Source organism: Nocardioides sp. P5_C9_2 (assembly GCF_054049555.1).
Genome location: NZ_JBFUMD010000006.1, coordinates 1 through 24,982 on the forward strand (window position 1 = coordinate 1; position 24,982 = coordinate 24,982).

A 24,982-nucleotide genomic window follows, 5' to 3' on the forward strand; every position below is an offset into this window, starting at 1 on the left:
GCACGAGGACGATGTGCGCCAGCACCAGGAGGAGCGCCGTCAGCGCGAGGAGCCGATGGCCACGCAGGATCTTCTCGATCCCCAGCGTCGCGACCAGCGAACGCAGCCGTGCCGGCATGACCAGCGCCAGGAGGAGGACGGACAGGGCGAGCAGTCCGACCGCCGTGGCGAGCTCCTCGGCGAGGGAGGTGGAGGCCGAGTCGAGGAGCACCCAGCTCGCGAGAAGGGGGCCGATCAGGGCGAGGAGGAACAGCCCCGCCCATGCCGTGAGGCCGGTACGACGACCCATGCTTCACGGTAGCCAGCCGGCGCGCTGGCGGGTAATGCTCCTTTCGGACCCCTCCGCGCGGGTCGGCCGCTCCGAGCCGCCCGCGGCGAGCGAGCCGACGACATGAGCCGGGTCACTATGGTGGGCGGCATGGACTCGCACGCCGTCGGAGAGACCACCCCCGCCCTGCTCGAGGAGACGATCGGCGCGTGCCTGACCCGCACGGTCGAGCAGCATCCCGACCACGAGGCGCTCGTCGAGGTCAGCACCGGGCGGCGGTGGACGTGGGCCGAGCTGGACGCGGACGTACGCCGGCTGGCCAAGGGCCTGCTCGCCGGCGGGACCGCGACGGGTGACCGCGTCGGGATCTGGGCGCCCAACTGCGCGGAGTGGACGATCGTGCAGCTCGCCACCGCCCGCGTCGGCGCCGTCCTGGTCACCATCAACCCGGCGTACCGCACCCACGAGCTGGCCTTCGTGCTCAACCAGGCAGGCATCAGCCACCTCTTCCTGGCAGAGAGCTTCAAGACGAGCGACTACGTGTCGATGCTCGGCGAGGTCCGCGCGGAGTGCACCGCCCTGAGGGCCAGCACGGTCCTCGGCGGCCCGGAGTGGGACGACCTGCTGGCCACCGGCGACACGGTCGACGACGCCGACCTCGACGCCCGCGAGGCCACCCTCGACCCCCACGACGCGATCAACATCCAGTACACGTCGGGCACGACCGGGTTCCCCAAGGGCGCGACCCTCAGCCACCGCAACATCCTCAACAACGGCTGGTTCGTCGGCGAGATCTGCCGCTACACCCACGAGGACCGGATCTGCATCCCGGTGCCGTTTTACCACTGCTTCGGGATGGTGATGGGCAACCTCGCGGCCCTGACCCACGGCGCCACGATGGTCATCCCGGCGCCCGGGTTCGATCCCGCGCTGACCCTCGCGGCGGTGTCGCAGGAGCGCTGCACGAGCCTGTACGGCGTACCCACCATGTTCATCGCCGAGTGGGCGCTGCCCGACTTCGCGTCCTACGACCTGTCCTCGGTGCGCACCGGGATCATGGCCGGCTCCCCCTGCCCCGCGGAGATGATGCGCAAGCTCATCGACGCCGGCATCAGCGAGATGACGATCTGCTACGGGATGACCGAGACCTCGCCGGTCTCCACCCAGACCCGCACCGACGACGACTTCGACGTCAAGGTCTCCACGGTCGGTCGCGTCGGCCCCCACCTCGAGGTCAAGGTCGTCGACCCGCTCACCGACGAGCCCGTCCCCCGGGGGGAGGCCGGGGAGCTCGCCACCAAGGGCTACTCGGTGATGCTCGGCTACTGGGACGAGCCCGAGAAGACCGCGGAGGTGCTGCGCGACGGCTGGATGCACACCGGCGACCTCGCCGTGATGGACGAGGACGGCAACCTCTCGATCACCGGTCGGATCAAGGACATGGTCATCCGCGGYGGTGAGAACGTGTACCCGCGGGAGATCGAGGAGTTCCTCTACACGCACCCCGACATCGAGGACGTGCAGGTCATCGGGGTGCCGGACGAGAAGTACGGCGAGGAGCTCTGCGCCTGGGTGCGGATGCGTCCGGGCGCCCCGCCCCTCGACGCACCGGCGCTGCGGGAGTTCGCGACCGGCAAGCTGGCGCACTACAAGATCCCGCGCTACGTGATGGTGGTCGACGAGTTCCCCATGACGGTGACCGGCAAGGTCCGCAAGGTCGAGATGCGCACCGAGTCCACCCGTCTGCTGGGGCTCTCATGAGCCTGACCATCGCCGAGGCGGCCGAGCAGACCGGTCTCACCGCCCACACGCTGCGCTACTACGAGCGTGACGGGCTGATGCGCACCCCCGTCCGCCGCTCCACCTCCGGCCACCGGGCCTACGACGACGCCGACCTGGCGTGGATCACGCTGATCTCCAAGCTGCGGGCCACCGGGATGCCGATCCGCGACGTCAAGCGGTACGCCGACCTGGTGCGGGCCGGCTCCGGCACCGAGGCCGAGCGTCTCGAGCTGCTCCGTGCCCACCGCGGGCGGGTGCTGCGTCAGCTCGACGAGGTCCGCGACCACCTCAGCGCCATCGACCACAAGGTGGAGCTCTACGAGCGGGCCACCGGGGTCTCCCACATCGCTTGACTTCGAGCGCACTCCAAGGCGTTGACTCGGGGCCATGACCATCCACAAGCGACAGCTCCGCGACCTGACCGTCTCGACCATGGGCCTCGGCTGCATGGGGATGAGCGAGTTCTACGGCTCCGCGGACGAGCAGCAGGGCATCGACACCATCCACCGCGCCCTCGACCTGGGCGTCACGTTCCTCGACACCGCCGACATGTACGGCCCCTTCACCAACGAGCAGCTCGTCGGCAAGGCCATCTCGGGCCGCCGCGACGAGGTGCAGCTGGCCACCAAGTTCGGCAACGAGCGCAGGCCCGACGGCACCCGCGTCGGCGTCAACGGCAAGCCGGAGTACGTCCGCGCGGCCTGCGACGCCAGCCTCCAGCGCCTCGGCGTCGACCACATCGACCTCTACTACCAGCACCGTGTCGACAAGACCGTCCCGATCGAGGAGACCGTCGGCGCGATGGCCGAGCTCGTGCAGGCCGGCAAGGTCCGCCACCTCGGGCTGTCGGAGGCCTCGGCCGCCACCGTCCGCAAGGCCGACGCCACCCACCCGATCACCGCGCTCCAGACCGAGTACTCGCTGTTCACCCGCGACCTCGAGGACGAGATCCTCCCCGTCCTGCGCGAGCTCGGGATCGGCCTGGTCCCCTACTCCCCGCTGGGTCGCGGCATCCTCACCGGCGCGATCCGCCCCGGCACCCTGGCCGAGGGCGACTCGCGCAACAGCCCCTACTTCCCGCGCCTCAACGGCGAGGGCCTGGAGGCCAACCTCACCCTCGTCGACAAGATCCGTCGGATCGCCGAGGACAAGGGCGCCACGCCCGGCCAGCTCGCCCTCGCCTGGGTGCTGGCCCAGGGCGACGACGTCGTACCGATCCCGGGCACCAAGCGGGTGGCCTACCTCGAGGAGAACGTCGGCGCCGCCGACGTGGAGCTCACGGCCGACGACCTCGCCGCCCTCGACGCGGCCGTCCCGCGCGACGCGGTGGTCGGCGAGCGCTACGGCGACATGTCGAGCATCGACGCCTGAGCGGACCCGCTCACGGGGGTGGCCTCAGGTCGAGGCCATCCCCATCCGCCCCTCGCGGAAGGCGTCGACGAACAGCGAGTGGTCCTCGCGGACCCGCATCGCGTAGTCGATGCCCCACTGGGCCAGCCAGTCGCCGAACTCGCGGCGTCGACCCTTCAGCGAGGCGACGATGGCCTCCTCGACCTGGATGTCGACCAGGTCCTGGTCACTGTCCTCGTCGGAGGCGCAGTGGATCTTCGCGGTCGCCCGCCCGAGCAGGTCGACGACGGCGCGCATGTCCTCGGGCTCGTTGATGCCTCCCCAGTCGAGGTCGACCTCGTACGGCGACACCTCGCTCACGACGTACCCCGTGCCGTCGATGTCGGTGTAGCCGAGCAGCGGGTCGGTGTGCACCTGGAGCGCCCGCTGGCTCACCACGGTGCGGTGTCCCTCGTGCGTGAAGTAGGCGTCCACCTCGGCGGTGTCCACGAAGCGCGAGACGGCGGGGACGTTGGCCTGCTTCATGGAGAGCACCACGTCGTTGTCCAGCGCCTGGCTGTAGCCCTCGACGAGGATGTTGTACGCCGGCAGCCCGGCGCTGCCGATCCCGAAGCCGGACTTGCCGACGACGTCACGCAGCTCGTAGAACAGCGCGCGGTCGAAGCGCTTGGACTGCGGGATCGTGTCGAGGTAGGAGCGGAACGCGCCCACCACCTGGGTGCGCTCGTCGCGCYCGAGCCGGCGTGCGGTGCCGTCCTCCACGAAGTTCCGCGACCCCTTGGCCAGCACCGTGACCTCGTCGAGCAGGTCGGCGCGGCGCAGGGCCCGCGCCTTCTCCAGGGCGACCAGGACCGGCCCTTCGGCGTTCTCGAGGTTGAGTGCGAAGTCGTCGTCGGCCTCGGTGCCGAAGTAGTGGTCGACCTGGGACAGGTAGGAACGCAGGTAGCGGCCGATGAGCTTGCGCACCGCGTCCTCGGGCAGTGCCTTCTGCCAGCCGACGAGCGCCAGGCTGGCCGCGAACCGCTGCAGGTCCCAGACGAAGCGCCCCAGGTAGGCCTCGTCGAAGTCGTTGATGTCGAAGATCAGCCGGCCGTCTGAGTTGAGGTAGGTGCCGAAGTTCTCCACGTGCAGGTCCCCGTGGATCCAGATCCGCTCGGCACCGTGCCGCGACCACTCGTCGGGCTCCTGCGTGACGTCGCTGTAGTAGAGGCAGGCGGAGCCGCGGTAGAAGGCGTGCGGGTCGAGGGCCATCTTGCGGTACTTGGCCCGGAAGGCCACCGGGTCGGCACGCATCAGCGGCGCGAACGCCTCACGGATGACCTCGATGATCGTGTCGGTGCGTGCGGACGTCCTCGAGGGTGACATGCGCGCAATCTAGCCCCCCGGTCCGGCCGGCCAGCCGGCTCGAGTCAACCCGCGAGGACGTAGTCGATGGTCAGTGCCGGCAGCCGGCGTTCGTGGATCCGGGCGATCGGTGGTGGTCGGGTGGCGAAGCGGTGGCCGGTCGGGGTGGTGGTCTTCACGGTCCGTCGGGGCCGGGTCTGGCCCGCCAGCCGGGGGCGTCCTTGGCGTAGTTGCAGGCCTCGCACAGGCCCTGGGCGTTCGTCGTGCTGGTGGGTCCGTCGTCGGCGTGGCGTCGTACGTGGTCGGTGTGTCGGATCGGTGCGTCGCACCACGGGGTCCGGCAGACCCGGTCGCGGAGCCGGATGAARCGCCCGAGGCTGCCGCGGAAGYGKCGGCCGTGGGCGTCCATCGCGACGAGCTCGCCGGTGGTGGGGCTGGTGTAGAGCCGGYGCAGCCACACGTCTTCGCCCTGCGTGCAGGCGCCGGCCACGATCTCGCGGGCGAGCTCGGCGGGGATGGGTCCGAAGCCGTCGAGGTGCGCGTCGTCGTCGGCYCCGCCGAACAGGGCGGCGTCGGTCATGACSAGGCCGAGGGACACCGGCGCGGGCGCGGCCGGGGATCCGGCGCTGTCCCCGCCCCCGCCCCCGGCCCGGGCRCCGGCGMCGCGTATGCCGGCCACGAGGGCGTCGGYCATCACCTGCCCGCGGGTGCGCTCGTCGCCCGCGGCGCGGGCGCTGTCGGCGGCCCGGGTGAGCGCGGCGAACGCGGCGACGCCGTCCTTCACCGGCAGCAGGGCGGTCAGGTAGGTCATGGTGTCCGGTGCSGGTCGCAGGGTGACCCGGCGCTCGGACTCGGCCCGGCGGCGCCGGGCGACCAGGGCGGCCGCGTCGAGCCGCGCCACCTCCTTCAGGCAGGCGCCGGCGAGCTCGCGCTCTCCCATCGCCTCCAGCGCCGCCGCGTCCCGGGCGACGACCTCGTCGACCGTCAGCCGGTCGGCCAGCGAGAGGCACGCGGTCTCSCGGGCGACRATGGTGGCCTTCCACTCGGTGATGYGGCCCGTGCGCCAGGCCGACCACGTGTGCGGGAGCTCGCGGGCCACGACCTKCGCGAGCCCGAGGTGCTGGCGGCCGCGGTGCGGCGACTCCCGACGCGCCAGKGCCACCTGGTGGGCGACACCGGCCCCCTGCCGCGCCGGGGCCACKCCGGCCGCCGCCTGCACCGCTCGCTGCGAGTCGTCSAGCTCGCGCGCGATGTGCGCCTGCGCGGCGGTCACGACACAGCCRAGYCGCTCCAGCGCCCCCAGCACGTCGACCCGGCCGTCGTCCTCGAGGCCACTGGATGCCTCGAGCGCGCGGGACAGGGCTGCYGTCCATCCGTCGATKCCCGACGCGTCCAGCACGAGCGGGAGGGCCGTGGTGGCTTCTTCCGCGTCGTCGGCGGGCAGGGGGTCGAACATGTGTTCGAGTATATACCGTGACGCGTCGGAGGGGAAGGGAAGGATCAAGAGATGGGGACAGTCGGCTGCGCTGTCTGCTGGTCCTCCACGAGGTCCATTGTCAGTGCCCGTGTTCATGGACATGGCTGGCCTACGACGGGGTCAACGCAGCGCGATGCCCACCTCGGCGGCGACGGCAACGACCATCGAGGTCAGGCGCTCGGTCCTGGCGGGCATCGCGTGGCGGTAGCCGGCGATCGTCACCAGGCCCGGACCCACGAAGGCCCATGCCCTGGCCCTGGACCAGGTGGCGTCGTCCGACCCGGAGGCGACACGGAGAACGTCGCGCGCCGGTGCATCCAGGAGGCTCCACGCGTAGAGCAGGTCGACCGACCGATCTGCGACACCGAGACCGCCGAAGTCGATCACCCCGGCGACCMGTCCGTCCTCGTGGACCAGGACGTTCTCGGACGACAGGTCGGTGTGCACCCAGCAGGCAGGCTGGGTGGCCGCGGGGACGCGGCGCAGGCGTCGCCAGGCCTCGCGGACGCCAGCCGGGTCGAGGACGTCGGCCAGGGCGGTCGCGGCCTGCTCGGCCCACTGGTCGATCCGGTCGGTGACCGGCTCACCGCACCGGTAGCCCCAGTGGTCGGCACCGCGCGGGGCACCGGCGGTGTCGACCGCGTGGAGGCTCCGCAGGAAGGCCCCGAGGGTCTCCGCGAACCGCGCCTGCTGCGCCTCGTCGAGGACGAGCGGGAGCTCGCCGGACAGCCAGGTCACGACGGCCCAGGGGCGGGGGAACGCCTCGCTGGGCTCCCCCAGGGCGACGACCTCAGGGACGGGACTGACGACGTGGGGGGCGAGGTGCGGGAGCCAGCGGACCTCTGTGAGCAGGCCGGGGACGTACTCGTCGGTCCGGGGCAGGCGCACGGCCAACGCATCTCCGAGGCGGAAGACCCAGTTGCTGCTGCCCGAGGTCGGGCTCATCCGGATCGGCAGGTCCGCCAGGTGCGGGGCCTGGTCGCGCAGCAGTCGGGTCACGACACGGGTGTCCGGCATGACGGCGGACGTCTCGATGGAGGGCAGGACCACGTGCCCATGATCGCGATCTCGCCCCACGGCACAACTGGTTTCGCTCGTCCGGCATCCCAGCCCCGCACTGGACGGCAGCAGCGGCTACCCGGCGGCGAGGCGTACTGCGCGGCGTACGGTCGCCAGCACACCCGGGTGGGCAAGGTCCACCTCCGCGAGCTCGTCGGGTCGGAACCAGCGCAGGGCGTCGTGCTCCTCGGGCGCCACGTTCACGACCTCCCCGTCCCACCGGGTGACGAGGAAGGCGTGCACGTCGAGATCCGCGTCGTCGACGACCATCGGGATGTGGCGGGGCTCGTGGACGTGCACCCCGATCTCCTCGAGGCACTCGCGGATGACGGCGTGCCGGGGCTGCTCACCCGGCTCGACGTGCCCGCCGACGAGGTCCCAGCAGTCCGGGTACCACCGGCGCGCCGGGTGGCGGTGGCCCAGCAGCACCAGACCGTCGCGCACGAGCGCCGCGACGGCGATCGAGGTCATGGCGGCCATAGCGGCACAGTAGGCGTGGACGCACCCTCACGCGCGGCCTCAGAAGGACGTGGTCAGCCGGGGCGGCGCTGGCGCGCGGCCTCGTCCAGCACGATCGACCCGGCGGTGGCGGCGTTGAGCGAGCTGGCCGATCCGGCCATCGGGATGGACACGAGCTCGTCGCAGGCCTCGCGCCAGGCGGTGGTCATGCCGGCGGTCTCGTTGCCGACGACCACGACGAGGGGGCCCGTGAGGTCGGCGGCACGGAGGTCCACCGCCCCGGTCTCGTCGGTCCCGACGACGCGGACCCCGGCCGGTCGCGCCCAGTCGAGCACCTCGCGGTGCGAGGGGGCGCGGACGACGGTGAGCGCGAACAGCGAGCCGGTGCTGGCCCGTACCGCGCGCGGGTCGTAGGGATCGGCCGCGTGCCCGGTGACGACGAGGCCGGTGGCGCCGAACGCGTCCGCCGACCGGGCCAGGGTGCCGATGTTGCCCGGCTGGGTGGGACGGTCGAAGACGACGGTGAGTCCGGACGGGTCCAGGCGCGCGAGGTCGTCCGGCGGCATCGCCACCACGGCGAGCAGCTCGGACGGCTCGTCCTTCTCGCTCAGCTCGGCGACGAGGTCGGGCGCCATCACGACCCGCTCGGCGTCGGCGGTCCCCCAGACCCCGGCCGCCCAGGCCGACATCCGCGGCCGGCCGTCGGAGACGAGGGCGCGGATCGTCCAGCCGTGCTCGATGGCCAGGCTGATCGGCCGCACGCCCTGCACCAGCAGCTCGCCGAGACGGTGGCGCTTGGTGCGGTTGTGGAGCAGCGACTCCCACTGCTGGAAGCGGGCGTTGCGGGTGGTGATGCGGACGGTCACGACCCGGCCGGCCAGTCGAGCGGGTAGTCGTCAGCGGCCTTGTCGTGCTGCTTCTGGAGCTTCTTGCGGGCCTTGGTGGGCAGCCGGTCGCCGAACACCGTGCCGACGGTGTGGTCTGTCTCGTGCTGCAGGCACCGGGCGAGCAGCCCGTCGCCCTCGAAGTGGACCGGCTCGCCGTCGAGGCCGGTGCCGTCCACCGCCGCCCAGTCGGGTCGCGCGCACTCCACGAACGCACCGGGGAACGACAGGCAGCCCTCCTCGCCGTCGTCGAGGCTGCGCTCCCGGCCCTCGGGGAGCGTGACGACCGGGTTGCAGACGACGCCGACCGTGTGCTCGCCGCGCTCGTCGGGGCAGTCGAAGACGAACATGGCGACGTCCTCGCCGACCTGGCAGGCCGCGAGCCCGACACCGTCGGCGGCGTACATCGTGGCCACCATGTCGGCAGCCAGTGCGCTGAGCGCGTCGTCGTACGACGTCACCTGCCGCTGCGCCGAGTGCATCACCGGGGTGCCCCACCGGGTGACGGGACGGACGGTGCCGCCGGCGGGGAGGGGGCCGTGGGGCGCGTGGACGGTGGGGGCCGGAGGGTCGACGGGCATGGCGAGGATCCTAGTGACGCACGCCGGGGGACCCGACCGGCAGACTCGCCGCGGCAGCCTGTGGCGTTGGGTGTAACTCAGAGTTACATTAGTTCCATGTACCTCACCGCAGACTTCCTCAAGCGAGGGCGCAGGCCGCGCAGGCACGGCCTGTCCTCCGCGGAGAGCCGCGACCCGATCGGCCTGGCCGTCGCCGGCCTCAACCGGCTGGCGCAGAGCGAGGTGATCGACCGGCTGGGCCTGCGCAGGCAGGCCGAGCAGGCGGTCTTCACCGTGACCCGCAGTGGCTTCCGCACCGCGACAGCCGCCGGACGGCAGTTCGCCCGCGTCGGCACGCGCGGTGCGCCGGGAACCCGCCCGGAGGCCGCCGCGTCCGGTGGGGTCTTCGACCTCACCCCGACCGAGGACGAGCAGATGCTCGTCGACGTGGTCCGGGAGTTCGCGGCCGAGGTGGTGCGTCCCGCGGCCGCCGAGGCCGACACCGCGTGTGCTGCGCCCGACTCGCTCCTCCGGGCCAGCCTGGACATCGGGCTGCCCATCCTCGGCGTCCCCGAGTCGCTGGGCGGGGTCTCCGACGAGCGCTCGGCGATGGCCGGCACACTGGTGGCCGAAGCGCTGGCCCACGGCGACATGGGCCTCGCCGTCGCGGCGCTGGCTCCCGGCTCGGTGGCCACCGCCCTCGGGCTGTGGGGCACCGACGCCCAGCAGCAGACCTACCTGCCCGCCTTCACCGGCGACGACGTGCCCGCCGCCGCCCTGGCCCTCACCGAGCCGACGGTGCTCTTCGACCCGCTCTCGCCCGCCACCACGGCCCGGCACGAGGGTGACGGGCTGGTGCTCGACGGCGTCAAGTCGGCCGTGGTCCGCGGTGCCGAGGCCGAGCTCTTCGTCGTGGGTGCCGAGCTCGAGGGCCGACCGGTCCTCGTCCTCGTGGAGTCGTCCGCCGCGGGACTCTCGGTCGAGGCCGACCCCTCGATGGGCGTGCGCGCCGCCTCGCTGACCCGGCTCACCCTGACCGGGGTCCGCGTCCCGGCCGACGCCGTGCTCGGCRAGACCGACGGATCGACGTACGCCGAGTGCGTGCGGCTGTCCCGTCTCGCCTGGTGCGCCCTCGCGGTCGGCACCGGGCAGGCGGTCCTCGACCACGTCACGGCCTACGTCAACGAGCGCGAGGCCTTCGGTGAGCCGATCAGCCACCGCCAGGCGGTCGCGTTCATGGTGGCCGACATCGCCATCGAGCTGCAAGCCATGCGGCTGGTGACCTACAAGGCCGCCTCGCGCGCCGCGCAGGGCAAGGACTTCGCCCGCGAGGTCGCGCTGGCCCGCTCGCTGTGCGCCGACAAGGGCATGCGGATCGGGCTCGACGGCGTCCAGCTGCTCGGGGGACACGGCTTCGTCAAGGAGCACCCGGTCGAGCGGTGGTACCGCGACCTGCGGGCCGTCGGGATCATGGAAGGAACGGTGCTCGTCTGATGAACCACCCCATTCGAATGCTCACTTCGTTCCGCTCCGAACAGGGACCCCGGTCATGATCAACCTCGAGACCCCCCGCAGGCACCGCACGCTCGTCGACCAGGCCCACCAGGTCGCGATGAACATGCTGCGCCCCATTTCCCGCAAGTACGACCGCGAGGAGCACTCCTATCCCAAGGAGCTCGACATGCTCGCGGCGATGATCGACGGGCTCTCCGAGTCCGGCTCGTCGGAGGGCGCCGGCGCCTCCGGCGTACGCCGCGACGACAGCGACGCGGCCCCGGGCGCAGTACGGAACGGCGCGAACCTCGCGTCGGTCCTGTCCGTCGCCGAGATGTGCTGGGGCGACACCGGGCTCCTGCTCTCCATGCCCCGCCAGGGCCTCGGGAACTCCGCCATCGCCTCGGTGGCCACCCCCGAGCAGCAGGAGCGGTACGCCGGCACCTGGGCTGCGATGGCCATCACCGAGCCCAGCACCGGATCGGACTCCGCCAGCATCTCGACCACCGCCCGGCTCGACGGCGACGAGTACGTCATCAACGGTGAGAAGATCTACGTCACCGCGGGCGAGCGTGCCGACAGCGTGGTCGTCTGGGCGACGCTGGACAAGTCCCTGGGCCGGGCGGCGATCAAGTCGTTCGTGGTGCGCAAGGACAACCCCGGCATGACGGTCGAGCGGCTCGAGCACAAGCTCGGCATCCGTGCCTCGGACACGGCGGCGATCACGTTCACCGACTGCCGGGTGCCGGCAGAGGACCTGCTCGGCTCACCGGACATCGACGTCAAGCAGGGGTTCGCCGGGGCGATGGCGACCTTCGACAACACCCGGCCGCTGGTGGCCGCGATGGCGGTGGGCTGCGCCCGCGCCTCGCTCGACCTCACCCGCGACCTGCTCGAGCAGGCGGGGGTGACGATCGACTACGACCGTCCGGCCGAGGTGCAGTCCGCCGCGGCGGCCACGTTCCTCCGGCTCGAGGCCGACTGGGAGGGGGCCCAGCTGCTCACCCTGCAGGCCGCCTGGATGGCCGACAACCGCCGGCCCAACTCGCTCGAGGCGTCGATGGCCAAGGCGAAGGCCGGCCGGGTGGGCTCGGACATCACGCTGTCCTGCGTCCAGCTGGCCGGCTCGCTGGGCTACAGCGAGGTCGAGCTGCTGGAGAAGTGGTCGCGCGACTCCAAGATCCTCGACATCTTCGAGGGGACCCAGCAGATCCAGCTGCTGATCGTCGCCCGGCGGGTGCTCGGGCTCACCAGCGCCGAGCTGCGCTGATCCGTCGCGGTCAGGAGACCGAGCGGAAGGGGTCGTGCTCGGCGAGGATCTTGTCCACGCGAGCCTGGTCGATGCGGCTGATGACGGTGAGGTTCTCCTGGGCGTCGCGCACGACCTTCGCGAGCGTGAAGGCCGAGGTCGTGACGTACATCGTGCCGAGGCCGAGGAAGGCCCGGATCCACGGGTCGACCGGGAGGTAGAGGATCGCGAAGATCATGGCGACCAGGGCGACCCCGAAGGAGATCGCGGCCTGGGCGAAGAAAGCGTTGGTGTTCTTGGACTGGTTCGGAGTGCTCATGGGGCAACCTTCGCCGTCCGTCTCCGCCGCTGGACCCGGTCGGCTACCCGACGTGCCCTGAGTACGACGGCTCAACCTCGCGCAGTACCTTCGGGCCATGTCCGAGAACGCCAGGCCCGACAGCGGCCCGCACATGTCACCCGAGGAGTTCCRCCGGCACGGGCACGCGGCGATCGACTGGATCGCCGACTACTGGGCCTCGCTCGACGACCTGCCCGTGCTCGCCCAGGTCGCGCCCGGTGACGTACGACGCGCGCTCCCGGAGGCCCCGCCGGAGCGGGCCGAGGGGTTCGACGCCCTGCTGGCCGACCTCGACGAGGTGGTGGTGCCGGGCCTGACCCACTGGCAGCACCCGCGCTACTTCGCCTACTTCCCGGCCAACTCCTCGCCCGCCGCGATCCTCGGCGACCTCCTCTCCAGCGGCATCGGTGCGCAGGGGATGATCTGGGCCACCAGCCCGGCCGTCACCGAGGTCGAGCAGGTCGTCGTCGACTGGCTCGCGCAGGCCCTCGGCCTCCCCGAGCAGTTCCGGCATGCCGCACCCGGCCAGGGCGGCGGCGTCATCCAGGACACCGCGTCGACCGCGACCTTCACCGCCCTGCTGGCCGCGCTGCACGCCGCCAGCGCGGGCCGGGTCCGCGACGCCGGGCTCGGCGACACCCGCTGGACGGTCTACGGCTCCTCGCAGGCCCACTCGTCGCTGGTCAAGGCCGCGATGATGGCCGGCCTCGGCTCCGAGTCGGTCCGGATGGTCGAGGTCGACCCGGCCACCCAGGCGATGGACGTGCGCAGCCTGGAACGGATGCTCGCCGAGGACATCGACGACGGCTGCCGCCCCGTGTTCGTCCAGGCCTGCGTCGGCACGACGTCCACCGGGGCCCTCGACGACGTGCAGGCGATCGCGGAGGCCCTCGACGGCGTCGGTGCCTGGCTGCACGTCGACGCGGCGTGGGCCGGGGTGGCGGCGGTCTGTCCCGAGCACCGCGACACCCTCACCCGCGGGCTGCACCTCGCGCAGTCGATGGTGACCAATCCGCACAAGTGGCTGCTCACCACCTTCGACTGCAGCGTCCTGTGGGTCCCCGACCGCGAGTCGCTGACTGGTGCGCTGTCGCTGACCCCGGAGTACCTGCGCAACGCCGCCTCGGAGTCCGGCGAGGTGGTCGACTACCGCGACTGGCACCCCCAGCTCGGCCGCCGGTTCCGCTCGCTCAAGCTGTGGGCGGTCCTGCGCACMTACGGCCTGGAGGGCCTGCGCGCCCACATCCGCGAGGGCGTCGACCTGGCCCGCCGGGTCGAGGAGCTGGTCGCCGACGACGACCGCTTCGAGCTGGTCACCCCGCGCAGCCTGAGCCTGGTGGTGTTCCGCGCGGTGGCCGGCGACGACGAGACGCTGGCGCTGATGGAGCGGGTCAACGCCTCCGGCGTGGCCTACCTCAGCCACACCCGGGTCGAGGGACGAGCCGCCATCCGCTGGGCCGTGGGCAGCTGGCGCACCACCCCCGCAGACATCGAGCTCACGTGGAACGCCCTCACGGAGGTGGCCGCACCACCAGAAGTGACTGCACAGCCTGAGTGATGCTCGGATGGGGCCATGAAGCTCTACGCAGACAGCCCCGGCCGCCGTACCGCCCAGATCGTCGCCGACCTCCTGGTGGTCGCCTGGCTCGTCCTGTGGGTGTGGGTCGGGATGGCCGTCCACGACGGCACCACCGCCCTGGCCGGTCCCGGACGGCAGACCGACGAGTCGGCCTCGGCCATGGCCGGGCAGCTGCGTGACGCGGGTGGACGGCTCGATGACGCGCCGCTCATCGGGGACGAGCTGGCGACGCCCTTCGACAAGGCGGCCGAGGCATCGGACGGGATCGCCGCTGCCGGGCGCGCGTCCGTGGAGGCGGTCGAGCAGCTGGCCGTCGTGCTCGGCCTGGCCATCGCCCTCATCCCGATCCTGGTGATCCTCGCCATCCACCTGCCCCGGCGCTGGCGGTTCGTGCGGGAGGCGACGGCCGGGGCGCGCTTCATCGACTCCGCCGACGACCTCGACCTGTTCGCCCTGCGGGCGCTCGCGCACCAGCCGATGCGGGTGCTGGCCCGGGTGAGCGACGACCCGGCGGGCGACTGGCGGCGCAAGGACCCGGACGTCGTACGCCGCCTCGCCGAGCTCGAGCTCGAGGACGTGGGCCTGCGGCCCCGCGGCGTGCTCACGTAGATTCCCGACACGTGCGCCTCCTCCACGACGCGGCCCCGCCGCACGACCTGACCTACGACGACGTCTTCATGGTCCCGCGCGCCTCGGCCGTGGCCAGCCGGTACGACGTCGACCTCGCGACCCACGACGGCACCGGCGCGACGCTCCCGCTGGTCGTGGCCAACATGACTGCCATCGCCGGCAAGCGGATGGCCGAGACCACGGCCCGCCGCGGCGGCCTCACCGTGATCCCGCAGGACATCCCGATCCCGGTCGTCACCGACGTCGTCCGCTGGGTCAAGCAGCGCCATCTCGTCTTCGACACCCCGATCGAGCTCGTCCCCACCCAGACGGTGGCGGAGGCGCTGTCGCTCATTCCCAAGCGCTCCCACCGGGCCGCCGTGGTGGTCGAGGACGGTCGACCCGTCGGGGTCGTCTCCGAGGCCGACTGCGCCGAGGTCGACCGGTTCGCGCAGGTGGGGGCCGTGATGCGCCGCGAGCTGGTCACGGTGACGTCCGACGCGGACCCGCGGGTCGTCTTCGACCGGCTCGACGCGGCCAAGGCGCCGCTCGCCGTCGCGGTCGGTGACGACGGGTCGCTCGTGGGCGTGCTCACCCGCCTCGGCGCACTGCGGGCCACGCTCTACACCCCGGCCGTCGACGCGACGGGTGGCCTGCGCGTGGCCGCCGCGGTCGGTGTCAACGGGGAGGTCGCGGACCGGGCCGCGGCCCTGCTGGACGCCGGGATCGACTGCCTCGTCGTCGACACGGCCCACGGCCACCAGGACCGGATGATGGAGGCCCTGCGCGCGGTGCGGGCGCTCTCGCCCGGCGTCCCGGTCGTGGCGGGCAACGTCGTGTCCGCCGAGGGCACCCGTGCCCTCGTCGAGGCCGGAGCCGACATCGTCAAGGTCGGCGTCGGGCCGGGCGCGATGTGCACGACGCGGATGATGACCGGCGTCGGCCGGCCGCAGTTCAGCGCGGTGCTCGAGTGCGCCGCGGCGGCCCGTGACCTGGGCCGGCACGTGTGGGCCGACGGGGGAGTGCGTCACCCCCGCGACGTTGCGCTCGCGCTGGCGGCCGGGGCCAGCTCGGTGATGATCGGCTCGTGGTTCGCCGGCACGTACGAGTCGCCCGGCGACCTCATGCACGACGCGGACGGGCGGGCCTTCAAGGTGTCCTTCGGGATGGCGTCGGCGCGGGCCGTGGCCCACCGGACCTCGACCGAGTCGGCGTACGACCGGGCCCGCAAGGGGCTCTACGAGGAGGGCATCTCCTCGTCTCGGATGTACCTCGAGCCGGCCCGTCCCGGCGTCGAGGACCTCATCGACCAGATCTGCTCGGGGCTGCGGTCCGCATGCACGTACGCCGGCGCCACGACGCTCGAGGAGCTCCACGAGCGGGCGGTGGTCGGCCTGCAGTCGGCGGCCGGCTTCCACGAGGGACGGCCGCTGAGCACCTCCTGGTGAGGAGGCACCCAGCGGCCGCCGGGTCGTGCTGGGTCGTGCTGGGGTCGTGCTGGGTCACGCCTGCGTGGTCGGTGACGTCCCGTTGGTGGAGGCCGGCGTGGACGTCTCGTCCGTGCCCGGCTCCTGCTCGAACGACAGGCGGAAGTCGTCACCGTGCTCGGTGACGCCCGCGATCACGGCGTCGTGCACGGCCTCGCGGGCCACGCGCGTGCGCACGATCATCGAGTCCTGGCTCRGGTCCTTCACCAGGGAGACGCACAGGCCGATCATCACGATCACGAAGGGCACGGCCGCGACGATGGTGATCGTCTTGAGTCCGTCGAGTGCGGTGTCACCGCCCACCAGGAGCATGACCGCTGCCACGCCGCCGGTGGCGACGCCCCAGAAGATGACCGGGCCCTTGCTCGGCTCGATGGCACCGTTCTGCGAGAGCGAACCCATCACGATGGAAGCCGCGTCCGCGCCGGAGACGAAGAAGATCGCCACCAGGAGCATCACCAGCACGCTGGAGACGGCGGCCAGCGGGAACTGGTCCAGCATGGTGAACAGCTGGTCCTCGAGGGCGCCGGCACCGTAGATGTCGCTGCCGTCCATCTGCAGCTTGATGGCCGAGCCACCGAAGATGGCGAACCAGACGAGGCTGACCAGGCTCGGCACCAGCAGCACGCCGGAGACGAACTGGCGGATCGTGCGGCCCCGCGAGATCCGCGCGATGAACATGCCGACGAACGGGGTCCACGAGATCCACCAGGCCCAGTAGAAGACGGTGTAGCTGCTGAGCCAGGCCGCGGCCTCCTCGCCTTCGGCGTTGGTGCGCCCGGCCATGGTCGGCAGCTCGCGGACGTAGGAGGCGATCGACGTCGGGATGAGGTCGAGGATGAACATCGTCGGACCGACGACGAACACGAACACCGCGAGCAGCAGCGCCAGCACCATGTTGATGTTGGAGAGCCACTGGATGCCCTTGGCGACGCCGGAGACGGCCGAGAGGATGAAGCAGACGGTGAGCACGGCGATGATCGCGACGAGGACGCCGTTGCCGACCTCGCCGAGGCCGGTCACGATGCGCAGCCCGCTGGCGATCTGGATGGCACCGAGGCCCAGCGACGCCGCCGAGCCGAACAGCGTGGCGAAGATCGCCAGGATGTCGATGACTTTGCCCGCCGGACCGTTGGCGTGCTTGCCGAGCAGCGGCTCGAAGGCGGCGCTGATGAGCTGGAGGCGGCCCTTGCGGTAGACGCCGTACGCGATCGCGAGACCCACGACGGCGTAGATGGCCCACGGGTGCAGCGTCCAGTGGAAGAGCGTGTGCGCCATCGCGGTCTCGGCCCGCTGCGGGTCGGTGAGTCCCTCGGAGCCGGGCGGTGCGAAGCCGTCGGTGTCGGCGAAGAACGTGAGCGGCTCGTTGACCCCGTAGAACATGAGCCCGATGCCCATGCCCGCGGAGAACATCATCGCGACCCACGACGTCGTGGAGAACTCCGGCTCGTCGCCGTCGCGACCGAGGGGGATGTTGCCGTACTTGCCCAGCGCCAGCCACAGCGCGAACACCACGAAGCCGGACGCGGTGAGCACGAACAGCCAGCCGAGGTACTTCATGGTGCCGGTGAGGGCGGTGCCCGACGCGCTGGCCAGGGAGGCGGTGTCGAGGAAGCCCCAGAGCAGGAACCCGACGGCGATCCCTGCCGTGACTCCGAAGACGACCTTGTCGAGGACCTGGGGCCGTTGGGACTCTGCGGGGGGTTCGACGTCGAGCGCCGGGTGGGGGATGACGCCGTCGGTCGGGCTCTTGAAGCCGTGCATGAGCGTGTGATCGTTCGGTGGAGCCTGGGTCACGAGCTGGTGACACCTCCAGAGGGGGATCATCGTTCGGTGAAGAACGTCCGGTGGACGACGTTCAGTGGACAACCGTTCGACCCTAGGTGGAAGGCAGCACCGACCACCAACTCCGGACGGGTTAGCGTGACGCGGTGCACACCCTCGTCGTCGCTGCCACGGCCGCAGAAGCAGCCCACGTCCCCGCCGACCTGCCGCTCGTCGTCACCGGGATGGGCAAGACCGCCGCCGCCGTCGCCACGGCGCGCGCACTTGCGGCGTACGACGACGTCTCGCGCCTGGTCGTGGTCAACATCGGCACGGCCGGAGCCCTGCGTGACGGGGTCAGCGGCCTGCACGAGCCGGGGACGGTGCTCAACCACGACATCAACGCCGACATCGTCCGGTCGCTCGGCTACGACCCGGAGGAGCGGCTGGTGGTGGGGGAGTCCGACGTGGTGCTGGCCACCGGTGACGTCTTCGTCACCGACCCGCTGGTGCGCGACCGGCTCGCGCTTGCCGCGCACCTCGTCGACATGGAGGGCTATGCCGTGGCGTTCGCGGCTCGCTCGTTCGGCGTGCCGGTCCGGCTGGTCAAGCACGTCAGCGACGCCGCGGACGAGTCCGCCATGGACTGGCCCGGCCGGGTCGAGGCCAGTGCGGTGGCGCTCGGTGGGTGGCTGGAGGAGTGGCTCAGCGCGAGCTCGTGATCCGCCGTCCGCGCACGACGCCCACGAACGCCTGGGTCACGTCGTCGTCGCGGTCGCGGAGCCAGACCAGGGCGATGGTGGTGGGGTCCAGGTCGGTCACCGGCCGGGTCACGACGTCCTTGCGCTGGAAGAGGCGGGCGATGCTCATGGGCACGACCACCACCCCCGTGCCGGCGGCGACGGTCTCGATCGCGTCCTGCTCCGACATGGGCGGCCAGTCGAGCTGCTCCGCGGCCGGCGTCCAGCCGCTGGCGTGCGGCCGGACCAGCTGCTCGTCGGCCAGGTCCTCGAGGGTCAGCTCGTCGGCGGCCCCGATGACGTGCTCGAGGCCGGCGACGGCGACGGGCACCTCGTCGTACAGCCGGATGCAGTGCAGCTCCCCCCGGCCCCCCGTCCCGGCGGTGTCGACCGGCAGGCGCACCAGCGCCATGTCGAGGCTGCCGTCGAGGACACCCCGGACCTGCTCGTCCTCGGTGACCGGGACCAGCTCGAGTGCCTCGCGACGGCGCTCGCGCCAGGCACGAGCCCACTTGTCGGGGGTCGCGCCGGTCACGAAGCCGATGCGCAGGGTCGGTCGGCGGGGGTCGCTCACCCGGTGAGCCTAGGGTGACGCGTGTGATCACGCACGTGCTGCTCGACGCCGACGGCGTGCTCCAGGACCTGCCCGGCGGCTGGTACGCCGCGATGGAGCCGTTCCTGGGCGATCGCGCCCGCGAGTTCCTGCACCGGACGTGGACCGACGAGCTGCCGACGCTCGCCGGGGAGGGTGACTACCTGCCGATGCTCGAGGCGACGCTGCGCTAGTACGACGTGGACACGCCGGTCCACGAGGTGTACGCCGCCGTGTGGCACTGCATCGAGGAGGTCCCGTCGTCCTTCGAGGTCGTGGCGGCACTGAGGGGCGCGGGCTACGGCGTGCACCTGGCCACCAACCAGGAACGCCATCGCGGCTCCTACATGCACGACGTCCTCGGCTACCGCGACCGCTTCGACGTCAGCGCCTACTCCTGGCAGGTCGGCGCCGCGAAGCCGGACCCGGAGTTCTTCCGTCGTGTCGTCGCGATGATCGGCGTCGATGCCGGCGACGTGCTGTTCGTCGACGACAACGAGTCCAACGTCGAGGGCGCCCGGGCCGCTGGACTCRTCGCCGAGCACTGGCACTTCGAGCGGGGACCCGGCTCCCTCGTCGCCCTGCTGGCCGGCCACGGCATCCGGGTGAACACTCCCTGACAGCGCCTTTCAGGCGTACGGTCGGCGCATGGTGTGGATCATCCTCGGGGCCCTGGTGGCGTACGTCGTGGTGTTCGGTGTCATCCTCGAGCGGCGGTGGAGACGCGATCCGCCCGGGTTGACGCAGTCCGACGCACCGGGAGTGCCCGGCCTGGGTGAGGCTCCGATCCGCGTCCACCACCGGATGGGTCCCTCGGGCAGGCCCCGGCGCGGCCGCTGACCACCCACCGGCTGGCCGACGCCGCGGCCGCGTTCACCAGCAATGCCCGCAACGGCGACCTGCGTCGCGCCCAGCTGAGCTTCCTCGGCGCATGGACGGCCGAGTGGGCGTTCACCGTCGCCTTCGGCATCGTGGCCTACCGCGAGGGCGGGGCGACCGCTCTCGGCCTGGTGGGGCTGCTGCGGATGGTGCCGTCGGCGATCTGTGCTCCGCTGCTGTCGCCCCTCGCCGACCGCGGCCGTCGCGAGCGCGTCCTGGTGGTCGTGTCCACGGTGCGCGGCCTCGCCACCGCGGCGGCCGCCGTCGTCGCCGCGGTGGGCGGGGCACCGATCGCGATCTACGCCCTCGCGGTCCTGTCGACGATCGCGGCGACGCTCTTCCGTCCGGCGCACTCCGCTCTGCTGCCCTCCCTGTGCCGCACCGGCCACGAGCTGGTCAGCGCCAACGTCGTCCGCGGGATGCTCGACTCCCTGGCGACCCTGGTGGGTCCGCTCATCGCCGCGGTGCTGCTCGAGGTCGCCGATGTGGAGGTCGTGTTCGCCGTCGCCGCCGCCGCGTCCCTGTGGTCCGCCGGCCTCCTGCTCCGGCTGAGGTACGACGCCCCGCCACGTCCCTCCGCGTCGCCGCGGCGCCGCCTGGTGCGCGAGGCGATCGAGGGCGTCGGGGTGGTCTCCCACAGCCCCGACCTGGCCCTGGTGCTCGCCCTCGCGGCCGCGCAGTCCTTCACCCGCGGAGCGCTGACCGTGTTCTCCGTCGTGGTCTCGATCGAGCTGCTGGACCGGGGGGAGCCGGGCGCCGGCACCCTGATGACGGCCGTCGGCGTGGGTGCTGTCCTCGGCTCGCTGGCGGCCTCGCTCCTCGTCGGCACCCGGCGACTCGGCGCGTGGTTCGCCGTCGGGGTCGCCCTCTGGGGCCTGCCACTGGTGCTCGTCGGCCTGGTGCCCCGGGACACCGTGGCGCTGGGCTTCCTGGCGCTGGTCGGCGTCGGCAACGCGCTCATCGACGTCGCGGGCTTCACCCTCCTGGGTCGGATGGCGCCCGACGAGGTGCTGGCCCGGGTGTTCGGGGTGCTCGAGAGCCTGGTCGCGCTGTCCATCGGGGTCGGCGCCGTCGTCGCGTCGTGGGCGGTCGAGGCGTCCGGTGTGCGTGCGGCACTGGTCGGCATCGGTCTGCTGTGCCCCGTGCTCGCGGTGGTGTCCTGGTGGCGGTTGCGGGCCCTCGACCGCTCGGTGGTCGTGCAGGACGTGGACGTCAGCCTGCTCCAGCAGGTCCCCATGCTGCGCACGCTGCCGCTTCCCTCCGTCGAGCAGCTCGCCCGTGGCCTGGAGTCGACGGAGGTCCCGGCCGGCACCACCGTGTTCAGCCAGGGCGACGTCGGCGACCGGTTCTACGTGGTGGAGTCGGGCGAGGTCGACGTGGTGGGTGACGGGCGGGTGGTGGCGACCCTCGGGCCCGGCGAGGGCTTCGGCGAGATCGCGCTGCTGCGACGCATCCCCCGGACCGCCACGGTGGTGGCGCGGAGCGACGTACGCCTGCGGGCGCTGCTCTCGGACCGGTTCCTGCCGGTCATCGTCGGCTACACGCCGAGCGCGCGGGAGGCCGCGCGGAGTGTCGACCGGCTGCTGGACCGCTACGACCCGGAGCGCCCGCACGGGAACCCGCCGCTCCCACCCCCTTGAGGGTGGCGCACCGGTCTGCGATCGTGAGGCATGGCGTCGGTCCGCGCACTCCTGCTCATCGCGGACATCGGCGGCTACACCGAGTACATGAGCACCCACCGGATGAGCCTCGCGCACGCGCAGGTCAACACCGGGCGGCTGCTCGAGCGGGTGATCGACGCGGCTCCCGGTCTCGAGCTGATCGAGATCGAGGGCGACGCGGCCTTCCTCTACCGCGAGGCGGATCCCGCAGGCTCCGACGAGCTCGTCCGAGAGGTCACGGACCTGGCCACCGCGATGCACCGGGCGTTCCACCTCGAACGGGAGTACGTCGCCAGGAACCTCTGCCCGTGCTCGGGGTGCAAGCAGGCGGCCGACCTCACGCTCAAGTTCGTGGCCCACGTGGGGGACGTCGCCACCCAGAGCATCCGACAGAGCCGCAAGCTCGTCGGCATCGACGTCATCCTGGTGCACCGGCTGCTGAAGAACGCCGTCCCGGTGCGGGAGTACGTCCTGCTGACCGAGGAGCTCCTCCGGGACGGCACGTCCAGTCTCCGCGACCCGGCGCGGGCGATCTCTCCGGAGGTCGAGGGCATCGGGCAGGTGCGTGCCTACTACGTCGACGTGACGTCCCTGGACGGTGGTGCCGGGGCACTCCCGCGCCCCACCTGGCGAGGACGCCTGGCGCGCACGGCGTACGCCGCCGGAGCGGGCCTGCCCTACATGCTGGGCCGTCGACGCCGACACCCTGCCGGGTCCGTCGGTGCGGTCACGTCCGATCGTGGTGCGCCATGACCGGTACGACGCCCGACCTCACGGCCGTCGAGGCCGAGCGCGCACGCATCCGTCGAGCGCACCTGCGTCCGGCGGGGGAGCGACCCGCCACCACGGCACGGGGACTGCACCACACCGCGCTCATCAGCAGCGACGTCGAGCGCACCATCGAGTTCTACCAGGGCCTGCTGGGATTCCCGCTCACCGAGCTCATCGACAACCGGGACTACCCCGGCTCCTCGCACTTCTTCTTCGACATCGGCCACCGCAACCTCCTGGCGTTCTTCGACTTCCCCGGGCTGGAGGTCGGCCCCTATGCGGAGGTCCTCGGCGGGTTGCACCACCTGGCGATATCCGTTGCTCCGGAGCGGTGGGAGGAGATCGTGCACCGCCTGGAGGACGCCGGGATCGAGCACGTGGTGCACAGCGAGGTCTCGGTCTACTTCCGCGACCCTGACGGAGCCCGGATCGAGCTCATCGCCGATCCGCTGGGCGAGATGTACGGGCAGACGGTGCTCTGACAGACGGCTCCGACGTGAAGAACCCGAAATGAAGAAAAGGCCCCGTGGAGCCGGGGCCTTCTCAGTGTCCGAGGGGGGACTTGAACCCCCACGCCCTAATACGGGCACTAGCACCTCAAGCTAGCGCGTCTGCCAATTCCGCCACCCGGACGAGTGCTGGAGAACCGTAGCAAGACGCCCGCCCAACTCTCGAATCGGGGTGGCTCCTGCTCTGGGGCAGGATGGGGGCATGGCTGACGAGACCTCGGTGACCTCGATCGATCCCGCCCACGACCCCGCCGGCGAGGTCGTCGACCTGTGCCGGGAGCTCATCCGGATCGACACCTCCAACTACGGGGACGCGGACGGACCGGGGGAGCGCAAGGCCGCCGAGTACGTCGCCACGCTGCTGGACGAGGTGGGCATCGAGTCGCGTCTCTACGAGTCCGAGCCGGGGCGCACCAACCTCGTCGCCCGGTGGGGCGGGTCCGCGGGATCGACCAAGCCGCCGCTGCTCGTCCACGGTCACCTCGACGTCGTCCCCGCGGCGGCCGAGGACTGGCAGGTCGACCCGTTCTCGGGCGAGGTCCAGGACGGCTTCGTCTGGGGCCGCGGAGCCGTGGACATGAAGGACTTCGACGCGATGCTGCTCAGCACCGTCCGGGCCCGGGCACGCGCCGGCCGGCTGCCCGACCGTGAGCTGGTGCTCTGCCTGACCGCCGACGAGGAGGCCGGCGGGCACAAGGGCGCGGAGGTGATCGTCCAGCAGCACCCGGACGAGATCGCCGACTGCACCGAGGCCATCGGCGAGGTCGGTGGCTTCAGCGCCACCGTCCGCGGTCGCCGGATCTACCTCATCGAGGCCGCCGAGAAGGGGATGGCCTGGATGAAGCTCACCGCCCGCGGCCGGGCGGGCCACGGCTCGATGATCAACACCGACAACGCCGTCACCCGGCTCAGCGGGGCAGTCGCCCGGATCGGTGCCCACCAGTGGCCGGTCCGCCTGACGCCGACCATGGAGGTGCTCCTCGCCACGGTCGCCGACATCGCCGGCACCGAGGCGACCCCCGAGAACGCGCCTGCCCTGATCGACGAGTTCGGCAGCGCCGCCCGGATGCTCGGCGCGGTGATCCGCAACACCGCCAACCCGACGATGCTGGGTGCGGGCTACAAGGTGAACGTGATCCCGACCGAGGCCACGGCCCACGTCGACGGCCGCTTCCTGCCGGGCTACGAGGACGAGTTCTTCGACACCCTGCGCGAGCTGTGCGGCGAGGGCGTGGACATCGACTTCCTCTCCCACCAGCAGCCCTGGGAGATGCCCTACGAGGGCCACCTGGTCGACGCGATGACCCGCTCGCTCCTCGCCGAGGACCCCGACGCCGTGGTGGCGCCGTACCTCATGAGCGGGGGCACGGACGCCAAGCACTTCACCAAGCTGGGGATGACGTCGTACGGCTTCGCGCCGCTGCGGCTGCCCGCCGACCTCGACTTCACCGCGCTGTTCCACGGCGTCGACGAGCGGGTGCCCGTCGACGCCCTGGAGTTCGGCGCGCGGGTCTTCGACCGGTTCCTCGACGAGCTCTGACGCAGCGCCCCGGCCGGCGTCACCACCCGGGCTCGTAGGTCGTGTCCCGCGGTGACCCGTAGAGACCGCGGGGGCTCGGGTAGCCGTCGCGGCCCGACCGGTACGACGGGCGGCCGCACGCCGCGTCCAGCCGGGCGTGGGCGGCGTACGACGCCTCGTCGGGCGTCACCGGCGGGACGCGGACCTGGAGCGCCGTGGCCAGCCGCTCCTCCAGGTCGCGGCGCAGACCTCGGATCTCGACCTCGTGGCACACCTCGAGCACGGCCGCGGTCGCGACGGTCTCGCAGTGCAGCACCGCCCAGGCCAACTCGGCGAGCAGCGCGGGCTCGAGGCCGGCGACGCCCGCCCGGTGGACCACCTCCTCCACGACAGGTGCCGGCGGCGGCATGGTGACCATGATCTCCGCCCACGGGTAGTCCGCTCGCTCCCGCAGGTGGTCGCGCAGCGTGGGCAGCACCCGGTCGGCCAGGATGGCGCGCTGCTCCGGCGGCAGCAGCGCGCGCAGCCGCGGGGTCACCGCCCCCTCGGTGCGCTCCAGCGCCTCGGCGATCCGCGCGATGCCGTGGCCCTCGCGCACCAGCGCGA

Annotated in this window: 27 protein-coding genes and 1 tRNA gene; 16 read left to right on the plus strand and 12 right to left on the minus strand. The window is 72.0% G+C overall.

From position 1 onward, the window contains the following. Positions 1-289: hypothetical protein (locus ACXJKL_RS00665; RefSeq protein ID WP_457205115.1), on the minus strand; the 289-nt coding region annotated here is incomplete at its 3' end. Positions 290-418: 129 nt separating this feature from the next. Here ACXJKL_RS00665 and ACXJKL_RS00670 point away from each other — a divergent pair. The 3 genes from ACXJKL_RS00670 to ACXJKL_RS00680 are packed head-to-tail and all read left to right on the plus strand — an operon-like array spanning position 419 to position 3,421. Beyond that, complete coding sequence (locus tag ACXJKL_RS00670; protein ID WP_457205116.1) at positions 419-2,029, plus strand: AMP-binding protein; 1,611 nt, start codon at positions 419-421, stop codon at positions 2,027-2,029. Next, entirely contained in the window at positions 2,026-2,403 is a 378-nt protein-coding gene (locus ACXJKL_RS00675; protein ID WP_457205117.1) for a MerR family transcriptional regulator, read from the plus strand. Before ACXJKL_RS00670 ends, ACXJKL_RS00675 begins: the two co-directional genes overlap by 4 nt. A gap of 34 nt (positions 2,404-2,437) precedes the next feature. Then, positions 2,438-3,421 carry an aldo/keto reductase gene (locus ACXJKL_RS00680; protein ID WP_457205118.1) on the plus strand — a complete coding sequence of 328 codons (984 nt, stop codon included), beginning with the start codon at positions 2,438-2,440 and terminating at the stop codon, positions 3,419-3,421. Positions 3,422-3,445: 24 nt separating this feature from the next. Here ACXJKL_RS00680 and ACXJKL_RS00685 read toward each other — a convergent pair whose 3' ends face one another. From ACXJKL_RS00685 to def, 6 genes are all read right to left on the minus strand, one after another. After that, positions 3,446-4,765, minus strand: a complete 1,320-nt coding sequence (locus ACXJKL_RS00685) for a DUF2252 domain-containing protein (RefSeq protein WP_457205119.1) — start codon at positions 4,763-4,765, stop codon at positions 3,446-3,448. Between the two features lie 154 nt (positions 4,766-4,919). Further along, positions 4,920-6,200, minus strand: a complete 1,281-nt coding sequence (locus ACXJKL_RS00690) for an HNH endonuclease (RefSeq protein WP_457205120.1) — start codon at positions 6,198-6,200, stop codon at positions 4,920-4,922. A 141-nt stretch (positions 6,201-6,341) separates the two neighbouring features. Next, positions 6,342-7,271 carry an aminoglycoside phosphotransferase family protein gene (locus tag ACXJKL_RS00695; RefSeq protein WP_457205121.1) on the minus strand — a complete coding sequence of 310 codons (930 nt, stop codon included), beginning with the start codon at positions 7,269-7,271 and terminating at the stop codon, positions 6,342-6,344. A gap of 84 nt (positions 7,272-7,355) precedes the next feature. Next, positions 7,356-7,760, minus strand: coding sequence for an NUDIX hydrolase (locus ACXJKL_RS00700; protein WP_457205122.1), 405 nt, complete (start codon positions 7,758-7,760; stop codon positions 7,356-7,358). 53 nt (positions 7,761-7,813) lie between these two features. After that, positions 7,814-8,605, minus strand: a complete 792-nt coding sequence (locus ACXJKL_RS00705; RefSeq protein ID WP_457205123.1) for a TrmH family RNA methyltransferase — start codon at positions 8,603-8,605, stop codon at positions 7,814-7,816. Further along, positions 8,602-9,204: a peptide deformylase gene (gene def, locus ACXJKL_RS00710; protein WP_457205124.1), complete on the minus strand. Its 603-nt coding sequence runs from the start codon at positions 9,202-9,204 to the stop codon at positions 8,602-8,604. Before def ends, ACXJKL_RS00705 begins: the two co-directional genes overlap by 4 nt. Positions 9,205-9,300: 96 nt before the next feature. Here def and ACXJKL_RS00715 point away from each other — a divergent pair, with 96 nt between their 5' ends. Next, positions 9,301-10,677: an acyl-CoA dehydrogenase family protein gene (locus ACXJKL_RS00715; protein ID WP_457205125.1), complete on the plus strand. Its 1,377-nt coding sequence runs from the start codon at positions 9,301-9,303 to the stop codon at positions 10,675-10,677. Positions 10,678-10,732: 55 nt separating this feature from the next. Beyond that, complete coding sequence (locus ACXJKL_RS00720; RefSeq protein WP_457205126.1) at positions 10,733-11,947, plus strand: acyl-CoA dehydrogenase family protein; 1,215 nt, start codon at positions 10,733-10,735, stop codon at positions 11,945-11,947. 10 nt (positions 11,948-11,957) lie between these two features. Here the strand turns inward: ACXJKL_RS00720 and ACXJKL_RS00725 are convergent, their stop codons facing one another. Beyond that, positions 11,958-12,245, minus strand: a complete 288-nt coding sequence (locus ACXJKL_RS00725) for a YiaA/YiaB family inner membrane protein (RefSeq protein WP_457205127.1) — start codon at positions 12,243-12,245, stop codon at positions 11,958-11,960. 97 nt (positions 12,246-12,342) lie between these two features. Between ACXJKL_RS00725 and ACXJKL_RS00730 the strand changes: the two genes are divergently transcribed. From ACXJKL_RS00730 to ACXJKL_RS00740, 3 genes are read left to right on the plus strand one after another with little or no spacing between them, the layout of a single operon-like run. After that, complete coding sequence (locus ACXJKL_RS00730; RefSeq protein ID WP_457205128.1) at positions 12,343-13,824, plus strand: pyridoxal phosphate-dependent decarboxylase family protein; 1,482 nt, start codon at positions 12,343-12,345, stop codon at positions 13,822-13,824. A gap of 15 nt (positions 13,825-13,839) precedes the next feature. Then, positions 13,840-14,454, plus strand: coding sequence for a hypothetical protein (locus ACXJKL_RS00735; RefSeq protein WP_457205129.1), 615 nt, complete (start codon positions 13,840-13,842; stop codon positions 14,452-14,454). 11 nt (positions 14,455-14,465) lie between these two features. Then, on the plus strand, positions 14,466-15,902 hold the full coding sequence (locus ACXJKL_RS00740; protein ID WP_457205130.1) for a GuaB1 family IMP dehydrogenase-related protein: 1,437 nt from the start codon (positions 14,466-14,468) through the stop codon (positions 15,900-15,902). 54 nt (positions 15,903-15,956) lie between these two features. Here the strand turns inward: ACXJKL_RS00740 and ACXJKL_RS00745 are convergent, their stop codons facing one another. After that, a complete protein-coding gene (locus ACXJKL_RS00745) occupies positions 15,957-17,705 on the minus strand; it encodes a BCCT family transporter (RefSeq protein WP_457205131.1) in 1,749 nt (582 codons plus the stop codon). Positions 17,706-17,872: 167 nt separating this feature from the next. Here ACXJKL_RS00745 and ACXJKL_RS00750 point away from each other — a divergent pair, with 167 nt between their 5' ends. Further along, positions 17,873-18,427: a nucleosidase gene (locus tag ACXJKL_RS00750; protein WP_457205132.1), complete on the plus strand. Its 555-nt coding sequence runs from the start codon at positions 17,873-17,875 to the stop codon at positions 18,425-18,427. Here the strand turns inward: ACXJKL_RS00750 and ACXJKL_RS00755 are convergent. Then, positions 18,411-19,019: a LysR substrate-binding domain-containing protein gene (locus tag ACXJKL_RS00755; RefSeq protein ID WP_457205133.1), complete on the minus strand. Its 609-nt coding sequence runs from the start codon at positions 19,017-19,019 to the stop codon at positions 18,411-18,413. The genes ACXJKL_RS00750 and ACXJKL_RS00755 overlap by 17 nt on opposite strands. A gap of 23 nt (positions 19,020-19,042) precedes the next feature. Here ACXJKL_RS00755 and ACXJKL_RS00760 point away from each other — a divergent pair, with 23 nt between their 5' ends. From ACXJKL_RS00760 to ACXJKL_RS00785, 6 genes are all read left to right on the plus strand, one after another. Further along, the gene (locus ACXJKL_RS00760; protein ID WP_457205134.1) at positions 19,043-19,231 is read left to right on the plus strand and encodes a hypothetical protein; all 189 of its coding nucleotides are present in this window, start codon (positions 19,043-19,045) and stop codon (positions 19,229-19,231) included. A gap of 6 nt (positions 19,232-19,237) precedes the next feature. Next, positions 19,238-19,657, plus strand: a complete 420-nt coding sequence (locus ACXJKL_RS00765) for an HAD family hydrolase (RefSeq protein WP_457205135.1) — start codon at positions 19,238-19,240, stop codon at positions 19,655-19,657. A 28-nt stretch (positions 19,658-19,685) separates the two neighbouring features. After that, positions 19,686-19,877, plus strand: coding sequence for a hypothetical protein (locus ACXJKL_RS00770; RefSeq protein ID WP_457205136.1), 192 nt, complete (start codon positions 19,686-19,688; stop codon positions 19,875-19,877). A gap of 74 nt (positions 19,878-19,951) precedes the next feature. Further along, the gene (locus tag ACXJKL_RS00775; protein WP_457205141.1) at positions 19,952-21,556 is read left to right on the plus strand and encodes an MFS transporter; all 1,605 of its coding nucleotides are present in this window, start codon (positions 19,952-19,954) and stop codon (positions 21,554-21,556) included. 30 nt (positions 21,557-21,586) lie between these two features. Beyond that, the gene (locus ACXJKL_RS00780) at positions 21,587-22,330 is read left to right on the plus strand and encodes a DUF2652 domain-containing protein (protein WP_457205137.1); all 744 of its coding nucleotides are present in this window, start codon (positions 21,587-21,589) and stop codon (positions 22,328-22,330) included. Then, complete coding sequence (locus tag ACXJKL_RS00785; protein WP_457205138.1) at positions 22,327-22,830, plus strand: VOC family protein; 504 nt, start codon at positions 22,327-22,329, stop codon at positions 22,828-22,830. Before ACXJKL_RS00780 ends, ACXJKL_RS00785 begins: the two co-directional genes overlap by 4 nt. A 65-nt stretch (positions 22,831-22,895) precedes the next feature. Here ACXJKL_RS00785 and ACXJKL_RS00790 read toward each other — a convergent pair. Next, positions 22,896-22,981, minus strand: a tRNA-Leu gene (locus tag ACXJKL_RS00790). 78 nt (positions 22,982-23,059) lie between these two features. Between ACXJKL_RS00790 and ACXJKL_RS00795 the strand changes: the two genes are divergently transcribed. Continuing rightward, complete coding sequence (locus tag ACXJKL_RS00795; protein ID WP_457205139.1) at positions 23,060-24,397, plus strand: M20/M25/M40 family metallo-hydrolase; 1,338 nt, start codon at positions 23,060-23,062, stop codon at positions 24,395-24,397. A 19-nt stretch (positions 24,398-24,416) separates the two neighbouring features. Here ACXJKL_RS00795 and ACXJKL_RS00800 read toward each other — a convergent pair. After that, a partial coding sequence (locus ACXJKL_RS00800; protein ID WP_457205140.1) for a hypothetical protein occupies positions 24,417-24,982 on the minus strand: 566 nt, incomplete at its 5' end.

What these genes read in the sequence shown, in the direction of transcription:
- ACXJKL_RS00675 (WP_457205117.1), top strand. Translation starts at nt 2,026, where the DNA reads ATGAGCCTGACCATCGCCGAGGCGGCCGAGCAGACCGGTCTCACCGCC.
- ACXJKL_RS00680 (WP_457205118.1), top strand. Translation starts at nt 2,438, where the DNA reads ATGACCATCCACAAGCGACAGCTCCGCGACCTGACCGTCTCGACCATG.
- ACXJKL_RS00700 (WP_457205122.1), bottom strand. Translation starts at nt 7,760, where the DNA reads ATGGCCGCCATGACCTCGATCGCCGTCGCGGCGCTCGTGCGCGACGGT.
- def (WP_457205124.1), bottom strand. Translation starts at nt 9,204, where the DNA reads ATGCCCGTCGACCCTCCGGCCCCCACCGTCCACGCGCCCCACGGCCCC.
- ACXJKL_RS00720 (WP_457205126.1), top strand. Translation starts at nt 10,733, where the DNA reads ATGATCAACCTCGAGACCCCCCGCAGGCACCGCACGCTCGTCGACCAG.
- ACXJKL_RS00725 (WP_457205127.1), bottom strand. Translation starts at nt 12,245, where the DNA reads ATGAGCACTCCGAACCAGTCCAAGAACACCAACGCTTTCTTCGCCCAG.
- ACXJKL_RS00735 (WP_457205129.1), top strand. Translation starts at nt 13,840, where the DNA reads ATGAAGCTCTACGCAGACAGCCCCGGCCGCCGTACCGCCCAGATCGTC.
- ACXJKL_RS00770 (WP_457205136.1), top strand. Translation starts at nt 19,686, where the DNA reads ATGGTGTGGATCATCCTCGGGGCCCTGGTGGCGTACGTCGTGGTGTTC.
- ACXJKL_RS00780 (WP_457205137.1), top strand. Translation starts at nt 21,587, where the DNA reads ATGGCGTCGGTCCGCGCACTCCTGCTCATCGCGGACATCGGCGGCTAC.
- ACXJKL_RS00785 (WP_457205138.1), top strand. Translation starts at nt 22,327, where the DNA reads ATGACCGGTACGACGCCCGACCTCACGGCCGTCGAGGCCGAGCGCGCA.
- ACXJKL_RS00795 (WP_457205139.1), top strand. Translation starts at nt 23,060, where the DNA reads ATGGCTGACGAGACCTCGGTGACCTCGATCGATCCCGCCCACGACCCC.